Consider the following 16,598-nt stretch of genomic DNA (forward strand, 5'->3'; position numbering starts at 1 on the left):
AACATTTTATGAAAACACTTGCAAAGTTACCAAGTTTTGAGTATTTTTGCAAGAAATTGGAATAAAAAGCTACAAGTAAGATGCTTAAAAAGGACAAGGAACTGAAATTGTACTACTCCATCAAGGAAGTGGCCCAGCAGTTGGGGGTCAACGAGAGCACGCTGAGATACTGGGAGAAGGAGTTCCCACAGCTCAAGCCGAAGACCCAGGCGCTCAACAAGGTGCGCCAGTATACCGCCGAGGATATGGAGTTGCTCAAGACGATATACAATCTGGTCAAGGTGCGTGGCTTCAAGCTCGCCGCCGCCCGCAAGATGCTCAACGAAAACCGCCGGGGCGCCGACCGCAGCAGCGAGGTGCTCGAGACGCTCATCTCCGTGCGCTCGCAGTTGCAGGAGCTGAAGCGCCAGCTCGGCGGAATGGTCTGAGCGGCGAGAGAGGGTACACCTTATTATATTATAATGACACAGCCGCCCATAACGGGCGCACAGATACAGCCAGGGCTGGACGCTACCACCGTGTAGGGTCCAGCCTTGGTCATAGATGGGGGGCAACTCTGAACCGAAGGTCACCGGCGCGGAGCGGAAAGGAAACGGAGTTGCGATTAGCCGTAGGCGTTACCTGCAGCAGGACATAATATATAGGATGATATAAATACAAAAAGCCATGGCGGCTGTTGTCGGCTTCGCCTTTTTGTTGACGGCGGTGACGCCAGTTGGAAAACGAGTTTTCCTCCTTGTCATCACCACCATCCCCAACGCCATGCGCCGCATGGCGACAACAGCCGGCATGGTAAAAAAGGCCGTTGGCCGTTCAAAAAGTCCGCCGTTGGCGGTAAAAAAACAACTGCTTGTATGGTTCTTCGAAGAGAGCAATGAAGAAGAGGTGTTATATATCGACAAGAAATAAGCTAATCACTTTTTCTACCGGCGCAAGCCGGACTTTTTTTACCGCCAACGGCGGACTTTTTGTATCTTCTTATGCGAGTATATCCAGAGAATATCGAAGCGCACGAGACACACATGACGCCTACGGCTAAGCGCAACTCCTACAGAGTAGCTATAATAGTGGTGTCAGCTACCCAGGGTAGCGTGCTTCGCCCGCAACCCTGGGCTGGGGAATCGCAACTCCATTACCTTTCCGCTCCGCGCCGGTGACCTGCGGTTCAGAGTTGCCGCTGCTTGGGAACTTGCTACTATGTGGTTTGTTAGGATTAAGATGGTGGGTTATGGGCAATCAGAGTATCAGACCTGTGGCTTAACCCAACCCAAATCCACTCTTCTAAAGTAAAATCCATGTAAGCCTTAATGACCGATTTGGGATAAAGCACAGCATACCAATTACCCTTATAAGTCATGATGTTTCAGCATTTTGTCTTTTTTTTCGTCACAGAATGAATTTTTCTGCTTTTTTTGTGGTTTCTCTTATTATTCATATCTTTACAGCCGTAAAAGCCTACAAACGCTATTAGTATAACCATAGTTATCTAACACATCACGATATACCAGACCACGCTGCCCAAAGGAGGAAACCAAACACCTGAAACGTAGGACTAAGCTCAAAATGACATCATTATGACAAAGAAAGGAAAAATCTATCTGCTTCTGCCCTTGTTGGCCTTCTTGGCATCGTGCAGCAGCACCTGTTCGTGATAGACGGCTGCAAGTATCCTTGTAGAGTATGAGAAAGCAGGGACTTACAAACGAGATTATGCTTGCCAGGGCAATTTCGGATGAAATCCAAGTTTCTATCCATTAGGTTCGGATGCCGATGATACCAATTATGTGATAGGTAATATTCTTGGATATAACACTAACAGGAGATACTTCAAATTAGAGAAATAATATTAACTGACAAATATCAAGCGATTATGAAAAAGATGATTTCTATGTTTGCCATTTCGGCACTATTGGTGTCGATGGCAAGTTGCACCGACGACAACGGAAACGGCGGTGGAAATGATGTGGATCTGAAGCCCATACCGCTGGCATACAGCCAGGTGCAGCAGACCGAGTTTGCACAGCAGAGCAACAAGTTTGCCAACAAGTTGATGGCCTTGCTCTCGGCCGACCCAGAGAAGCAGGGTGACAACGTGTGCGTGGCTCCCATGAGCATGCAGTATGTGCTCTCGATGCTGGCCAATGGCGTTGACGATGTTGCGGCGAAAGAGATAGTGGAAGCCTTGGGGTATGACGATATAGAGAGTCTGAACCAGGAGAATCTGGCTATGCTCAACAAGTTGGGCGAAGATGACCAATACGTCAAGATAGGCCTAAACAACAGCGCCTGGTTGGACAAGAAATATACCTATCGGTCTGGGTTTAAGAGCACGATGGATCAGTATTACAAGGCAAACCTGAGCGTGGTGGATATTCGCAACAATCCCAAAGCAATGCAGCAACGGGTTGACGCATGGGCTAAGGAAAGCACGAAAGGACTTATCACCAGTTTCCCTTTGAGTATAGACAATCTAACAGAATTCATTGTAGTAAATGCAAACTATTTTGACGGTAAATGGTCCAATCCTTTCAATGCCGCCGAATCCAAAGCCCTTCCATTCTATGGCCTTGATGGCAACCAACGCAACGTGATGACCATGTGCAACACGGAAGAGGTGAACCACTATCAAGACGACTCGCTGCAGATGGTGGAAATGCCTTACGGACAGGGCTATTACAGCATGATGGTGGTGATGCCCAAGAAGTCGGAATACCTGAACGATATTATTGAGAAAGCCGACTGGTGGGGATGGCACAACCAGATGACCAAGGGCATGGCTATCATTCGGCTTCCACGCTTCTCGGCAGAGGCCAGTTGGAAGAACATTATGCGCGCGATGGAATCTTTGGGTATGCCCTCACTTGACTGGGCTGCTATTCCTAAAGTTATTAATGAATATAATAATACCGTAATTACCCTCATCGCCCACAAGGTGGCCATCCATGTAAATGAGAATGGCACAAAGGCAGCAGGTGTGTCGGCAGGGGTTGGCATCGACGGCGCTATGACTCCTATGCCCAATCTCTCCTTCGACCACCCCTTCATCTACGCCGTCCGCGAGAACACCACGGGTGCCATCCTCTTTATGGGTAAGGTGGTAAAGCTGTAAAAGGTAATAGACAATGAGATAAGACGGCATGGCTGCCGCAGCCCCGTCTGCACAGTACTCGCCCCCATAGGTCAGCCCTACGGCTCCGCCTATGGGGGCTTGCCGAATAAAAAGGTAAGACCCGATGGCGAGTCTTACCTTGCTATATCCTGTGTGCGTGTCAGTGGCTGGCGCGTCGGCAGTCTCAGTTGATGCGCATCACCTCCTGTATACCATCCACTTTCTTGAGCCGGTCCATGATGAGTTTGACATCACTACGGTCGTGGACGCGAAGCTCTATCGAACCGTCGAAGATGCCCTCGTCGGCGGTGACAGTGAAGCGGTGGATGTTGATGTCGAGCTCGTCGGTGATGACCTTGGCCACATCGAAGTTCATACCCTTGCGGTCTATGCCCTTGATTTCGACGGTCGCGGCCAGTACTATCTTGCCTTCTGTTTTCAGGAAGGGCTGGGGGGAGGCCAGAGCGACGACGAGGATGCCCACTGGTATCGGCTCGCTGCCGAACAGGGCGAGAGCGCTGCTCAGTGCAATCTGGGCATCTGCTATGATAGACATTGCAATAATGGTCATGGATAGTCGTGTCTGTGATGATGGTTGCTGGCTCGTAACGTAAGGTACAGGACACGTAACGTAAGGCACGAGCCCACGTTTCATACGACACGAGCCCACGTGGCTTATGTTACGAGCTACCCGCTGTGGTCAGTGCGAGCGTGAATGGGCTCTGCGCGGCTGTGGCGATAATGACTGGCGTGCAGGCGGCAATGCCCGTCTGCTGGGAGGACAACAAAAAAAGGTAAGACCCGATGTGGAGTCTTACCTTGCTGTATCCTGTGCGTGCGCTTGTGGCAGGCATGGCGGCAGTATCAGTTGATGCGCATCACTTCCTGTATGCCATCCACTTTCTTGAGCCGGTCCATGATGAGTTTGACATCACTACGGTCGTGGACGCGAAGCTCTATCGAACCGTCGAAGATGCCCTCGTCTGCGGTGACCGTGACGCGGTGGATGTTGATGTCGAGCTCGTCGGTGATGACCTTGGCCACATCGAATATCATACCCTTGCGGTCGATACCCTTGATTTCTACGGTCGCATCAAAGAACATCAGCCGGTGCATATCCCACTTGGCGTCGAGTATGCGGTTGCCGTAGCTCGTCTTGAGTCGGCTCGCCACGGGGCAGTTGCGCTTGTGTATCTCGATATGGTTCTTGTTGTCGATGTAACCCAGGATGTCGTCGCCGGGAATGGGGTGACAGCAGTCGCGGAAGAAGTATTTGCCGATGTGCTCTTCGTTGATAATGCACGGCTTCTTCTTGTTGAAACCCTCCTTGACGGTGACGGGTTCCACAGTGTTGTCTTCATCCTTCTTCTTTTTCTTGTCGAGGCCGAGGAACGACACGTACTTGCGCCAGCTGGAGGTCGAGGTGCTCTTCTTGTCTTTCTCGTTGAGCTTGTCTATGTCTTTCTCGCCGAGCAGGATGGTGCGCTCGCCGATGGCGAGGAACAGGTCGTCGTGCTTCTGCATGTCGTGATACTCGCAGAGCTTGTCCAGATTGGAGGTGGTAAGCTCGAAGTAGTTCTTCTTCATCCAGTCGGTCAGAATCTGCTCTCCCTTCTTCTGGATTTCACGGTTTTCGCGGCGCAGGATGGCCTGTATCTTTGCCTTGGCTTTGGCCGACGAGCAGAAGTTAATCCACGAGGGCTGCACGTGCTGTGCCTTGGACGAGAGGATTTCGACCTGGTCGCCACTCTGCAGCTTGTGGCTCAGCGGCACCAGCTTGTGGTTGACTTTGGCACCGATGCAGTGGCTGCCGAGGAAGGTATGGATTTGGAAGGCGAAGTCGAGGGCGGTGCTGCCGGCGGGCATGGTCTTGATTTCGCCCTTGGGGGTGAAGACGAAAATCTCTGAGGCAAAGAGGTTGAGCTTGATGGCGTCGAGGAAGTCCATGGCGTCGGGCTGTGGGTCGTCGAGTATCTCCTTGATGGTGCGCAGCCAGTTGTTGAGTTCCACCTCGTCCTCCTGGATATCTCCGTCCTGGCTGTCGTTGCCCTCCTTGTACTTCCAGTGGGCGGCAAATCCCTGTTCGGCTATCTCGTCCATACGGTCGGAGCGTATCTGCACCTCTATCCATCGTCCCTGCTTGCTCATCAGCGTGACGTGCAGAGCCTGATAGCCATTGGCTTTGGGGTGGTTGAGCCAATCGCGCAGGCGGTCGGGGTGAGACTTGTAGATGCGGCTTATGGCGACGTAAATCTTGAAACACTCGTTGATTTCCTCTTCTCTGACCTTGGGCGTGAAGATGATACGTACGGCAAGGAGGTCATAGATTTCTTCGAAGGTGACGTGCTTGGTCTGCATCTTGTTCCATATAGAGTATGGGCTCTTGACGCGGGCGATAATCTTGTATTTCACCCCAGCCGCATCGAGGGCTTCCCTGATGGGGGCGGTGAATTCTTCGAAGAGCTTGTCGCGCTCCTCCTTGGTGAAGTTGAGCTTGTTGGTGATGTTGGCGTACTCCTCGGGGTGCTCGAACTTGAAACTGAGGTTCTCGAGCTCGGTCTTGATTTTGTTGAGACCCAGTCGGTTGGCCAAGGGGGCGTAGATGTACAGGGTCTCGCCTGCAATCTTGTACTGCTTGTTGGCGGGCTGCGACTCGAGGGTTCGCATGTTGTGGAGTCGGTCGCAGATTTTGATGAGGATGACCCTTATGTCGTCGCTCATGGTGAGCAGCAGTTTCTTGAAGTTCTCTGTCTGTGCCGAGGCATGGTCGCCGAAGATGCCTCCACTGATTTTGGTCAGTCCGTCAACGATTTGCGCTATCTTGGCACCGAAGATGTTTTCGATGTCCTCGACGGTGTAGTCGGTGTCTTCGACCACGTCGTGGAGCAGGGCTGCGCTGATGCTGGTCGAGCCCAGCCCCATCTCCTCGCAGGCTATCTGCGCCACAGCGATGGGGTGCAGGATATAGGGCTCGCCCGACAGTCGCTTCACGCCCTTGTGGGCTTGGCGGGCGAAGTTGAAAGCCTTGTTGATAATATCTATTTTCTTGCGGTGGCGCGACGCGAGATACGTATCTTTGAGGTGCTGGAAGGCATCGTCTACCATCTGCTCTTCCAATTCTTCTTTGGTCTTAGGCAACTGACTTTCCATATCCTTAGGGTTGTAGGGTTGATATACGAGGGTTTACTTGACTCTGATTTTCTTGCCAGCTCTGATGTTGGTTCCACTTATCTTGTTGAGCCTCTTGAGCTTGGCTACCGTGGTGTGGTTGCGGTGTGCGATTTCAGACAGCGTATCGCCGTTCTTGATGGTCACGCGTCTGCTGCCTCTGCCTCTTCTGCCTTTGCGTCGGCTCTTGCTTTTGCTCGACTTGGTGTAGGTGGGCACGTCGTCGTTGACCTTCACCTCCTCGCGCTTGGACAGCAGGTCCTGGGCGTTGTAGGCGAAGATGGAGTCTTGATTGTCGATGAACTGGGTGATTTGGGTCGATGGCAACCTCAACGCAGACAGCTTGGAGGTGCCGTTGACGATATCGCGGCGATACTGGGGGTTGAGCTCCTCTATCTGGCGCACGTCCATGTTGAGCACATGGGCTATCTGCTCAAAGTGTACGTCGCGGTCTATCATCACGGTGTCTGTCTTGGCGGGCAGGTCGGTCTCCATCGGACAGATATTGTGGTCGCAGTAATAAGTCATGATGTAGTTGGCGGCTATGAAAGCAGGTACATAGCCTCTCGTCTCCTGGGGGAGATAGGGATAAATTTCCCAATAATCTGCTTTTCCGTTGGCACGGTGAATGGCCTTGTTGATTTTTTCAGGTCCGGCGTTGTAGGCGGCAATCACCAGGTTCCAGTTGCCGAATATCTTGTACAGGTCGCTCAAATACCTTGCTGCGGCGTAGGATGCCTTGACGGGGTCGCGGCGCTCGTCGACCAGCGAGTTGACCTCCAGTCCGTAGTTCTTGCCAGTCTTGAGCATAAACTGCCACAGACCTGTGGCGCCGACTCTCGATACGGCTTTGGGGTTAAGCGCCGACTCGATTACGGGCAGATATTTGAGTTCGAGGGGGAGTCCGTAGGTTTCCAACGCCTGTTCAAAAATGGGCATATAGAAATTCTGTGCGCCCAGCATATAGCTTACCGAACGGCGTAAGCGGCTGCTGTAGCGGTCAATGAATTTCTGGACGATGTCGTTGTAGGGCATTTCTATCACCGACGGGATGCGCTTGAGCCTCTCCATATACTCCTCTTTGGTGTATATGGGATTGACGTTGGGCACATTGCAGTCAGTCGCCGGCTTCATGTAAGTCTTGGTGTTATACAGATGCAGCAGGCTGTCAACCTCTGTGATCATACCTTGCGGCAGTTCGATTACTTCTTCTTTTCCTTTGTCTGTTACCGTTATTTCAGTTTCCACGTTTTGGGCTTGGGTAGTATTCCATCCACACAGGGCCAAAACGGTCATAATCGCATATATTCTCTTCATTATATAATAAGATATCTTTTCTTGTTTGTCTTTTGTCTTCCCAGAGATAGTTCAGAATGTCAGCGAGCACTGCAGCCCCACTGCCGACGAGTTGAGCGGATTGTAGCTTGTCCATTCGCTGCGCTCCTTGATGACTGCGGGACTTACCTTCATACTCAGGTCTCTCGATATGTCAAACTCTGACAGCGACGCGTCAACGTAGGCGTCGACCACGGATATCAGATACACGCCAACCATGGCGAAGACACTCATGTCGCGCCACTTGCGGTATCTGTCCTTACGGTTCTTGAACAGTTTCTGGTAATATTCTTTGTTGCTGTTATCTATTTGGTTGCCCAAATAAAGGAATTTGTTGTAGCTTTGGGTGTTGGGGTCGTTGTCCATCAAGTCCATGTAGGCCTGGGAATAATCCTTGTACATCATGTTATTCCAGCGCAGCGCATAGGCACAGCCTACAAATCCACCGTAGATGATGGGCAGCTTCCAGTACTTGCGGTTGTATATCTGTCCGGCTCCGGGCAGCACCAGGGCAAGCCACATTGCGCGCTTGGTCTCTGGGCGCCACGTGCTCCAGTCTCTCTTCTTCTTCTGGGTCAGCGTGTCGGGCGTGAGGGTCAGCGGCGTCTCTGCCTGCACAGTCTGCGCAGTGTCGGGCGTGGTGAGTCCTTTGGTAGAGATAACTGTCTCTGCGTCCTTGACAGCCTTGACCGTGTCCTTGATCGCCTCGGCTGTGCCCTTTACCACCTTGACCGTGTCCTGCTTCTGCGGCGCGGGAGTGGTGCCCCAGTCGGTCTTCCGGCTTTGGGCAGCGGTTGTCAGGGGCATAGTCATGGCCATGCAAACCACCAGTATTATGAGATATAACTTAGTGTATGACTTCACGTTGATTAGCCTTTGAGTTTGTCGAACATCAGCAGAATACGCTCCAGCTCGCTCTCGTTGGCAAAGGGGATGCTTATCTTGCCTTTGCCCTTACTGGTGCAGGTCATCTGGACCTTGGTGGCCAGTACGCCCGAAAGCTGCTTGGACAGCGTGCCCAACTTCTCGCTGAGCGGGTTCTTCTGTATGTTGCTCTGGTCATTGTCCATCTGCTCTTCGTTCTTGATGCGCTTCACCAGTTCTTCGACCTTGCGCACCGAGTAACCGTTCTTGATGATGTCCTTGAAGAGCTTAATCTGCTGGGTAGGCGACTCGAGCGACAGCAGAGCGCGGGCGTGGCCCATGTCGAGCTCTTTCTTCTGGAGCGACATCTGGACCTGAGCAGGCAGCTTAAGCAGACGCAGATAGTTGGTGATGGCAGTACGGCTCTTGCCCACGCGCTCGCTGATGCGTTCCTGAGTCATGCCGCTGCCTTCGAGCAGATGCTCGTAGGCCAAAGCGATTTCGATGGCGTTGAGGTCCTGGCGCTGCAGGTTCTCGACCAGAGCCAGCTCCATCACGTTCTCGTCGTTGACGGTACGGATGTAGGCGGGAATGGTTTCAAGCCCAGCCAGCTGGGAGGCACGCCAACGGCGCTCGCCAGCAATAATCTGATACCTGTCATCGGCCACCTGTCTCAGCGTGATAGGCTGGATGATGCCCAGTTCGCGTATGCTTGTAGCCAGTTCGTCGAGAGCTTCTTGGTCAAACTCGTGGCGTGGCTGGTTAGGGTTGGGTTCTATCTGGTTGAGGGCAATCTCGTTGATGGTCGACGACCCGCTCGTCCTTACATCTTCGGTTGAGATGAGCGCATCGAGTCCGCGTCCCAGCGCGGTGCCTTTGCCCGATATGTTGAATTTCTTGTGTGGAGGCATAGTCTTACATGTTTTTGTCAATGATTTCCTTGGCCAGGTTCAGATGGTTCTTGGCACCAGCCGATTCGGCGTCGTAGAGGATCACGGGCAGTCCGTGGCTCGGGCTTTCGCTCAGCTTCACGTTGCGCTGGATGACAGTCTTGAAGACCAGCTCCTGGAAGTGGCGCTTCACCTCGTCGTATATCTGGTTGGCCAGACGCAGACGGCTGTCATACATCGTGAGCAGGAAGCCTTCTATCTCCAGTCTCGGGTTGAGCTTGCTCTTGATGATTTTGATGGTGTTGAGCAGCTTGCTGATACCCTCGAGCGCAAAGTATTCGCACTGTACGGGGATGATAACCGAGTCGGCGGCAGTGAGACAGTTGACGGTGATAAGTCCCAGCGAAGGCGCGCAGTCTATCAGTATATAGTCGTACTCGTCGCGCATGGGTGCAAGGAGCTCTTTCATCATCTTCTCGCGGTTGTTCTTTATCTTGAGCATTTCCACCTCGGCACCTACCAGGTCGATATGGCTGGGTATGATGTCGAGACCGTCGATGTCGGTGGTGTAGATGGCCTCTTTGACATCGGTGTGGTCAATGATACACTCGTAGAGCGAGCAGTCCACCTCCTTGATGTCTACGCCCAATCCGCTCGAAGCGTTGGCCTGTGGGTCGGCATCTACCACCAGCACGGTTTTCTCTAAAGTTGCCAACGAGGCGGCCAAGTTTATCGTAGTAGTAGTTTTACCTACACCGCCTTTCTGGTTTGCCACAGCTATAATTTTTCCCATTTCCTATGTAATTCTATCGATTATTTAGACTGCAAAGATACATATTTTATATGATATAGTCGTATTCTTGGCCCTTTTTTCGTACTTTTGTAGCGAAAAAATAACGAAAAATAATGAGTATTAATAAACCACTGATATTGGTATCCAATGATGACGGCTTCGATGCCGTGGGTATTTGCTCGCTTGTCGAAATGATTGGCGATATGGGCGAGATTATCGTCTGCGCGCCCGACTCTGCCCGCTCGGGCTTTTCATGCGCCTTCTCTGCCACTGTCCCCCTGCGCCTGACGCGCCGCCACAATATGGGTGAAGTCGAGGTATGGTCTACCAACGGCACCCCCGTCGACTGTGTCAAACTGGCTGTAGATGAGCTCTGTGGAGGCCGCACTCCCGACCTTGTCATCGGTGGCATCAACCATGGCGACAACTCCACCGTCAACAACCACTATTCGGGCACCATGGGAGTGGCTGTCGAGGGCTGCATCAAGGGCATTCCCTCGGTGGCGTTCTCCAACTGCGATTACAACCCCCAGTCGTCGCAGACTCACCTCACCCACTATGTGCGCCGCGTGGTAGAGCGGGTGCTGGCCGAGGGACTGCCCAAGGGCGTCTGCCTCAATGTCAACTTCCCCGACCGCAAGACCTTTGAGGGCATCCGAGCCTGTCGCATGACCTTCGGCGAGTGGGTCAACGAGGTGGCTCCCCAGCGCCATCCTCTCGGCTATCCTTACTACTGGATGGTGGGCCATTACCGCAATGCCGAGCCCGATGCCCAGGACACCGACCAGTGGGCACTTGCCCATGGCTATGTGGCTGTTACCCCCACCACCATTGATGTTACTGCTTATCAGATGATAGATACTGTCAACAACTGGAATCTATGAAATACTATCTTATCGTAGGCGAAGCCAGCGGCGACCTGCATGCCAGCCATCTCATGCAGTCGCTCTGTAGGTATGACGCCGACGCCCAGTTCCGCTTCTTCGGCGGCGACCTGATGACGGCAGTCGGCGGCACCCGCGTGCGCCATTACCGCGAACTGGCCTACATGGGCTTCGTGCCCGTGCTGCTGCATCTGCCCACCATCTTCCGCAATATGGCCATGTGCAAGCGCGACATTGTGGAGTGGCAGCCCGACGTGGTCATCCTCGTCGATTATCCGGGCTTCAATCTCAATATTGCCCAGTATCTGCACAGCCACACCCGCATCCCCGTGTTCTACTACATCTCGCCCAAGATATGGGCGTGGAAGGAGTGGCGCATCCGCAACATCAAGCGCGATGTCTCCGAGCTCTTCTCCATCCTCCCCTTCGAGGTGCCGTTCTTCGAGGAGCGCCATCATTATCCCATCCACTATGTGGGCAACCCCACTGCCGACGAGGTGCGCAACTTCAGGGCATCCTACACCGAGTCGCGCCAGGATTTCGGCATCCGTCACCAGCTCGACGACCGCCCCATCATAGCCCTGCTTGCCGGCAGCCGTCGACAGGAAATCAAGGACAATCTGCCTATGATGATTGCTGCCACCGAGCGGCTGCTCGAGCGGCGCGGACTTACCCGCCAGTACCAGATGGTGCTGGCAGGAGCACCCTCGATAGACGATGCCTACTATGCGCCCTTCCTCGAGGGTCACGATGTGGCGATGGTGCGCAACGAGACCTATCCGCTGCTCTCCCATGCTGTGTCGGCGCTCGTCACCAGCGGCACCGCCACCCTCGAGACGGCACTCTTCGGCGTGCCCCAGGTGGTGTGCTACAAGACGCCGGTGCCACGGCTCATCCGCTTTGCGTTCAACCACATCATCCATGTGCGCTTCATCAGTCTGGTCAATCTCATCGCCGACAGCGAGGTGGTGCCCGAGCTGCTTGCCGACCGCTTTACCCTCGAAGGCATCGCCGCCCATCTGGAGCGCATACTCCCTGGCGGATCCGACCGCGCCCCCATGCTCGAGGGCTATGCCGAGGTGCAGCGCAGGTTGGGCGACGAGGTGGCACCCGACAATGCTGCCCGCATTATGATAGACAAGCTCAGCCAGCGATGACCCGCCCCTGGGCTCTGCTCCTATGGCAGCACCGCTGTTCCGTGCCCCTGTGGGCTGCCCGGGTGTCTCCATCGCAGTCTCGGTCATAGACATCCTTCTGCCGACCCTCTGGGTATAAACGCAAAACAATCTGCCAGCGCTCCAGTGGCTGGCAGATTGTTTTATTATTTTTGTTGTCGGGGGTCACGCCTCTTTCCGTCGTCACCCGGCGTGTGGTGCTGCTCCTGCAGCGTTCACACGATTGTGATGAAAACCGGTTCGCCGGCTTTGCGGCTGTCCAGTATCTTCATTATCTCTTCCATGGCTATGCGCGAGTTGAGCACCATGCCTTTCTTCCGGTTTTGTCCCACCAGTATGCACCCTTGCGTGTCTTTGGGCGTATTGCCAGAGTGTATGCGCACACCATCGAAACCTGGCACGCCGAGCAGCAGAGGCAGCCACTTCTTGAACTTAGGCGACTTGGTCACCACCAGGGCATACCGCCCTTCGGGTATGGCTGTTTTTCCCTTCTGCTTGCGACCGCCGTGGGCCAGGTCGCGCCACGTGGGTTCGAGCGTGTCGCAGATATACTCGTTGTCTATCTCCATCCGACCTATGGTGTAGTCCTTGTGTCGGGCTATTCGTGTAAGTTTAATTTCCATTGTTATCCTGTAGTTTGTCTGTTGTGTTTCAGTCAGTGTGTTTCTCAGTGTTTTTTCATGTAGAGTGCTATCAGTGATGCTGTCATCAGAGCCTGCAGCCACAGTTCTTCGTCTGCCAGTATGGTTTGGGCTGCCGTGCGGTGTCGTCGTTTCCATCTCTGCCATGTTGCAGCTATCGCTGTCCACAGCTTGTTTCTTTTTCTTTTGTTCTGTTTCATGTTACCTGTTAGTTTTGATTAGACACTGCAAAGTTAAGCACTTCCAACTTTGCCATCAACGATATAGTGTACATGAAATATAACAGGTGTGTAACAGTGGTGACAGCCATGGCCATCGCCCTCGTGGCCTCTGCCTATCTGTATCTTTCTACCATCATCCCGATGGCTCTGCGGGTCTCCTCGTCGTCTATCAGTGCCCGGTTTATCGACGACCGCATGTCTCTTCCGTTCAGCGCCATGCGTCGTCCGTATTCGGCTTGCGACACCGCATCGTCATAGATGCCCAGGTCTATGAGCCTGCCCATGACCTGGCAGACAAACCGTGCGTTGAACAGCGTGTCCTTGGCGCCGTTGAGGCGGGTGAGCCTTAGGGCATACTGCTCGATGATGTCGCTCCAGAGCGCATCGGCCCTCGACAGCCATCCCGGGGTGATATATGGGTTGGCGCGACTTATATATTCGATGGCGGCAAGTCTTATCTCTTCGTTGGCGCCGTCGGCGGCATCGGCATGGACGAGACGGTCCAGTAGCAGCTCGGCACTGACAAAACGGCGCAGTATGCGGCGGGGTATCTGCAGATAGTAGGCGCGCGACACAAAGTCGGCCACCGACAGCCGATACTCGTCGTGCAGCCCGTGGGGCATAGCCTTCAGCGCCTGCTCCATCTCGTGGCGGTCTATGCCACCTATGTGTCGCAGCGCGTCGGCCACGCCCGCACTCTGCGCCAGTCTGCGGGTGATGTGGTGGGCTATGTCTGCACACACCTCGTTGTTGCCCATCTCGGTTATGGCCACATCCATGCGTCGGCCATACTCTGCCAGCCGCTCGTCACCGCTCGCCAGCAGCCTGTCGGCTATGGTGCGCCGCGTCTGCGAAGCCTCGCCACTCAGGTCATAGCGCATCCCTTGCATATATCGCTCTATGTCTCTGCACAGATTGTCGCTCGCCGCCGTGTGGTGGCTCAGCTGTGCCAGCACATGGCGCTGGAGCATGTCCTGGCGCAGCTCGTCGTCGCCCAGTCGGGCTATGGGTATATGGCTCCAGGCTTCATCCCATTCGTCATATCGCCCGTCGCTCATCAGGGGTTCTATGTATATCTCCTTGTCCACCTCCATCTCGGCATGACACCGGCAGGAGTGGGCGTCGGCAGCAGTTATCACGCCGTAGAGCAGCCCATACTCCGTGGCGTCGAGATAGGCGGCTATGCGGTGGCAGTCGTCGTTGTTGACATATGCCACCACCTCGCTGTCTATGCAGGCAATGGCGGCCTCGGGGTTGCGGTGGTTTTCACGGTCGCGCATCAGCACCACCTCTTGGCCTATGGCCCGAGCCAGTAGCTCTTCGAGCTGTGTGCCACGCCATGCGTGATGTCTGAAACCTACGAGGGTGCAATGGATGGATATCATATCTGTCGCGTGTGGTTGTGGGTAATTGTTTTTATCTTACATGGTCTTGTCTCTTGGGGTGTCTTGCACTCCGTCGTTTATCGCCCTGCACATCATGTAGTATGCGTATATATACATCGATGTGCTGCTGACCTCAATGATGATGTTTACGCAGGTGATGGCTGTCTGCTGCGTGTTTCCTGCCAGATAGAACACAGCCGACGGGATGATGTTAGAGCCTGCCAGCCATACGAGGAACACCATAACAAGGGCTATGCCCAGTTTGTGCATGTTCCCCTTATACTTGCTGTACAGATGGCAGCCTGCCATCAGCGATGCGATGACCGAGAGCAGTCCTATTGTGCCTTGTATCCAGGTAAGCACGGTCACCATCTGGGGTGTCTGTCCGTCTTCCGTCATTGTCACCAGATTGGACCTGAAGCATAGCCCCAGGATGAATGTGAGCATATAGCATATCGTCACCACTTTGCTGCAGTATCGTAGCAGTCTTGTGTCTGCAGGTAGTGCCAGACTGAACATTGCCCATAAGACAATAGGGGTAAGCCGCAGCAACAAATGCTCTACGGTAAGCACCATGTGGCCCATGCTGATGGGCATGCCGAGTTCTCCGCAAACGGAGATGGCCAGCGAGAGAAAGGCGAAGATGCAATATGCATACATGGCATATTGTGCAGTGTGGTATATTATTATAGGTATACTTTTCCTTGTTCTTGTCATAAACCTAAGTTTGATGATTTATCGACGGCTTATCGTGAATAAAGTTACTGCAAAGGTAGCAAAAAAAATCATCATCCTCTTCCTTCCGCACCTTTTTCTCTATAGCGGTCCTGCAGACACCGTCGACACATCTGTCTCCACCTCTGTCATCATTGTCAGCCAGTAGGGTAGTGTCGCCATGCCACTGGTTGCGCCAGTCAGCGCGTCGGGTCACGCTATCCATGCCCTTCAGTCGTGCCACCAAGTCACTTCAGTCGTGCCAACCATTCGCTTCAGTCGTGCCCTTCAGTCGCTTCAGTCGTGCCCTTCAGTCGCTTCAGTCGTGCTATCCATGTCATTGGTTGATGCGCATCGTCCGAAACGAGCATCCGCATCGGACGGTGCGCACATCCGTATCGTCCGAAACGCGTGTCCGTATCGGACGGCGCGCATGGCTGTCGTCAGCCCTGTTGCCTATGAGTGCCTTCTTACTTCAATTCGTGTGTAAATATCCTATATTTTGTGCCGTCAATGATTATTTTTGTAATTATTCCGACACTCCATACTTCCGCACCCCCGTAAAGGAGTTTCTTCCTTTTTTTTTCATATTCCAGGAAATCCCAGTCATTGCACATTTTCCGGAAATCATAATCATAGTACATCTGCTCATAATCTCTCATAGCTCTAATTTTCCCTTTATGATAGTAATATTCTACTAACCTGTTGCCATAGTCTCGTGCAAAAACATCCTGATAATTACTGCAATATTTCCAAATGGTGCCGCGGCCATAACCAGTAGACGGGTAGAGTTCAATCATTATGAGAGTGTCATTATGGTTGACATGAAAGCTCTCAATGTTATAGAAGTGGGTTCTATTCCGCAATTTCCTATAATAATCTACTTTACTATGCATTATAAACTTTTCCGCTTCGCCTAATAGTTTTTTATGCTCGATAGCGACCGCTTTCGAGATTTCCTTCCAGTTCTGTGCTGATGCATTAGCTGCAAACATCAATAGCAAAATAATAATTCTAATTACCATAAAACAAATTCTTTTTAGTTTTCTTATCTATAATTCTCGTGGGCTCATACCCTTTATTTCCAATAATTGCATAATGAGTTCTCAGAGGCAACTTTGCTTCTGCTCTAATTTCGTTTTCTATATATGTGGCATATTTCTCTGTGTTAGGTATGTCCTCAGAATTAGGCCCCTTAGTCCAAATCCCATATTCTGTTTTTTTATATAACTGGTCCACAGCGTGCGCTAATTCGTGTCCTAAAGCTATATATGTAGGACGGGTTATATTACCATTCTCATTTATGCCGCCAATTTCTATAGCATTATTCCATGATACGACATTTCCCGTTGTCTCATTTTTTCCATATTTAATAATTATATTTTTTCTCCCTAATAATGTGTTTATAAGTTTTTTCCC

17 protein-coding genes are annotated in these 16,598 nt (G+C 52.6%); 5 read left to right on the top strand and 12 right to left on the bottom strand.

Annotated features, from left to right (window positions below):
• Positions 1-80 precede the first annotated feature (80 nt).
• The 3 genes from CIK92_RS11020 to CIK92_RS11030 all read left to right on the top strand — a co-directional run bounded on the left by CIK92_RS11020 (position 81) and on the right by CIK92_RS11030 (position 3,109).
• Entirely contained in the window at positions 81-428 is a 348-nt protein-coding gene (locus CIK92_RS11020) for a MerR family transcriptional regulator (protein WP_022310239.1), read from the top strand.
• A 238-nt stretch (positions 429-666) separates the two neighbouring features.
• Positions 667-909, top strand: a complete 243-nt coding sequence (locus CIK92_RS11025) for a hypothetical protein (RefSeq protein ID WP_094384603.1) — start codon at positions 667-669, stop codon at positions 907-909.
• Positions 910-1,870: 961 nt separating this feature from the next.
• Positions 1,871-3,109: a serpin family protein gene (locus tag CIK92_RS11030; RefSeq protein WP_094389109.1), complete on the top strand. Its 1,239-nt coding sequence runs from the start codon at positions 1,871-1,873 to the stop codon at positions 3,107-3,109.
• A 184-nt stretch (positions 3,110-3,293) separates the two neighbouring features.
• Here CIK92_RS11030 and CIK92_RS11035 read toward each other — a convergent pair whose 3' ends face one another.
• The 6 genes from CIK92_RS11035 to CIK92_RS11060 all read right to left on the bottom strand — a co-directional run bounded on the left by CIK92_RS11035 (position 3,294) and on the right by CIK92_RS11060 (position 10,159).
• On the bottom strand, positions 3,294-3,665 hold the full coding sequence (locus CIK92_RS11035) for an ACT domain-containing protein (protein ID WP_254046073.1): 372 nt from the start codon (positions 3,663-3,665) through the stop codon (positions 3,294-3,296).
• A 308-nt stretch (positions 3,666-3,973) separates the two neighbouring features.
• Positions 3,974-6,259: a bifunctional (p)ppGpp synthetase/guanosine-3',5'-bis(diphosphate) 3'-pyrophosphohydrolase gene (locus CIK92_RS11040; RefSeq protein ID WP_094389111.1), complete on the bottom strand. Its 2,286-nt coding sequence runs from the start codon at positions 6,257-6,259 to the stop codon at positions 3,974-3,976.
• Positions 6,260-6,292: 33 nt separating this feature from the next.
• A complete protein-coding gene (locus CIK92_RS11045) occupies positions 6,293-7,594 on the bottom strand; it encodes a lytic transglycosylase domain-containing protein (protein ID WP_094384611.1) in 1,302 nt (433 codons plus the stop codon).
• Positions 7,595-7,645: 51 nt separating this feature from the next.
• A complete protein-coding gene (locus CIK92_RS11050; RefSeq protein WP_254046074.1) occupies positions 7,646-8,419 on the bottom strand; it encodes a DUF5683 domain-containing protein in 774 nt (257 codons plus the stop codon).
• Between the two features lie 62 nt (positions 8,420-8,481).
• A complete protein-coding gene (locus CIK92_RS11055) occupies positions 8,482-9,387 on the bottom strand; it encodes a ParB/RepB/Spo0J family partition protein (protein WP_022310896.1) in 906 nt (301 codons plus the stop codon).
• A gap of 4 nt (positions 9,388-9,391) precedes the next feature.
• A complete protein-coding gene (locus CIK92_RS11060) occupies positions 9,392-10,159 on the bottom strand; it encodes a ParA family protein (RefSeq protein WP_022310897.1) in 768 nt (255 codons plus the stop codon).
• 113 nt (positions 10,160-10,272) lie between these two features.
• Here CIK92_RS11060 and surE point away from each other — a divergent pair, with 113 nt between their 5' ends.
• Together surE and lpxB are read left to right on the top strand one after the other, a co-directional pair.
• Positions 10,273-11,043: a 5'/3'-nucleotidase SurE gene (surE, locus tag CIK92_RS11065; protein WP_173823836.1), complete on the top strand. Its 771-nt coding sequence runs from the start codon at positions 10,273-10,275 to the stop codon at positions 11,041-11,043.
• Positions 11,040-12,200: a lipid-A-disaccharide synthase gene (gene lpxB / locus CIK92_RS11070; protein WP_094389113.1), complete on the top strand. Its 1,161-nt coding sequence runs from the start codon at positions 11,040-11,042 to the stop codon at positions 12,198-12,200. The genes surE and lpxB overlap by 4 nt, the downstream gene beginning before the upstream one ends.
• A 233-nt stretch (positions 12,201-12,433) precedes the next feature.
• On the opposite strand, the gene CIK92_RS11075 is transcribed toward lpxB, so the two are convergent.
• The 6 genes from CIK92_RS11075 to CIK92_RS11100 all read right to left on the bottom strand — a co-directional run.
• Complete coding sequence (locus CIK92_RS11075; protein WP_094384618.1) at positions 12,434-12,841, bottom strand: DUF5675 family protein; 408 nt, start codon at positions 12,839-12,841, stop codon at positions 12,434-12,436.
• A 44-nt stretch (positions 12,842-12,885) separates the two neighbouring features.
• Positions 12,886-13,059: a hypothetical protein gene (locus CIK92_RS13825; protein WP_022310901.1), complete on the bottom strand. Its 174-nt coding sequence runs from the start codon at positions 13,057-13,059 to the stop codon at positions 12,886-12,888.
• A 134-nt stretch (positions 13,060-13,193) separates the two neighbouring features.
• On the bottom strand, positions 13,194-14,465 hold the full coding sequence (locus CIK92_RS11080; RefSeq protein ID WP_094389114.1) for a hypothetical protein: 1,272 nt from the start codon (positions 14,463-14,465) through the stop codon (positions 13,194-13,196).
• A gap of 36 nt (positions 14,466-14,501) precedes the next feature.
• A complete protein-coding gene (locus tag CIK92_RS13505; protein WP_144289414.1) occupies positions 14,502-15,125 on the bottom strand; it encodes a hypothetical protein in 624 nt (207 codons plus the stop codon).
• Between the two features lie 524 nt (positions 15,126-15,649).
• Positions 15,650-15,979 carry a hypothetical protein gene (locus tag CIK92_RS13510; protein WP_144008054.1) on the bottom strand — a complete coding sequence of 110 codons (330 nt, stop codon included), beginning with the start codon at positions 15,977-15,979 and terminating at the stop codon, positions 15,650-15,652.
• Between the two features lie 214 nt (positions 15,980-16,193).
• Positions 16,194-16,598: M91 family zinc metallopeptidase (locus CIK92_RS11100; RefSeq protein ID WP_144289415.1), on the bottom strand; the 405-nt coding region annotated here is incomplete at its 5' end.

This window comes from Prevotella sp. P4-67, assembly GCF_002251325.1.
Classification (GTDB): Bacteria; Bacteroidota; Bacteroidia; order Bacteroidales; family Bacteroidaceae; genus Prevotella.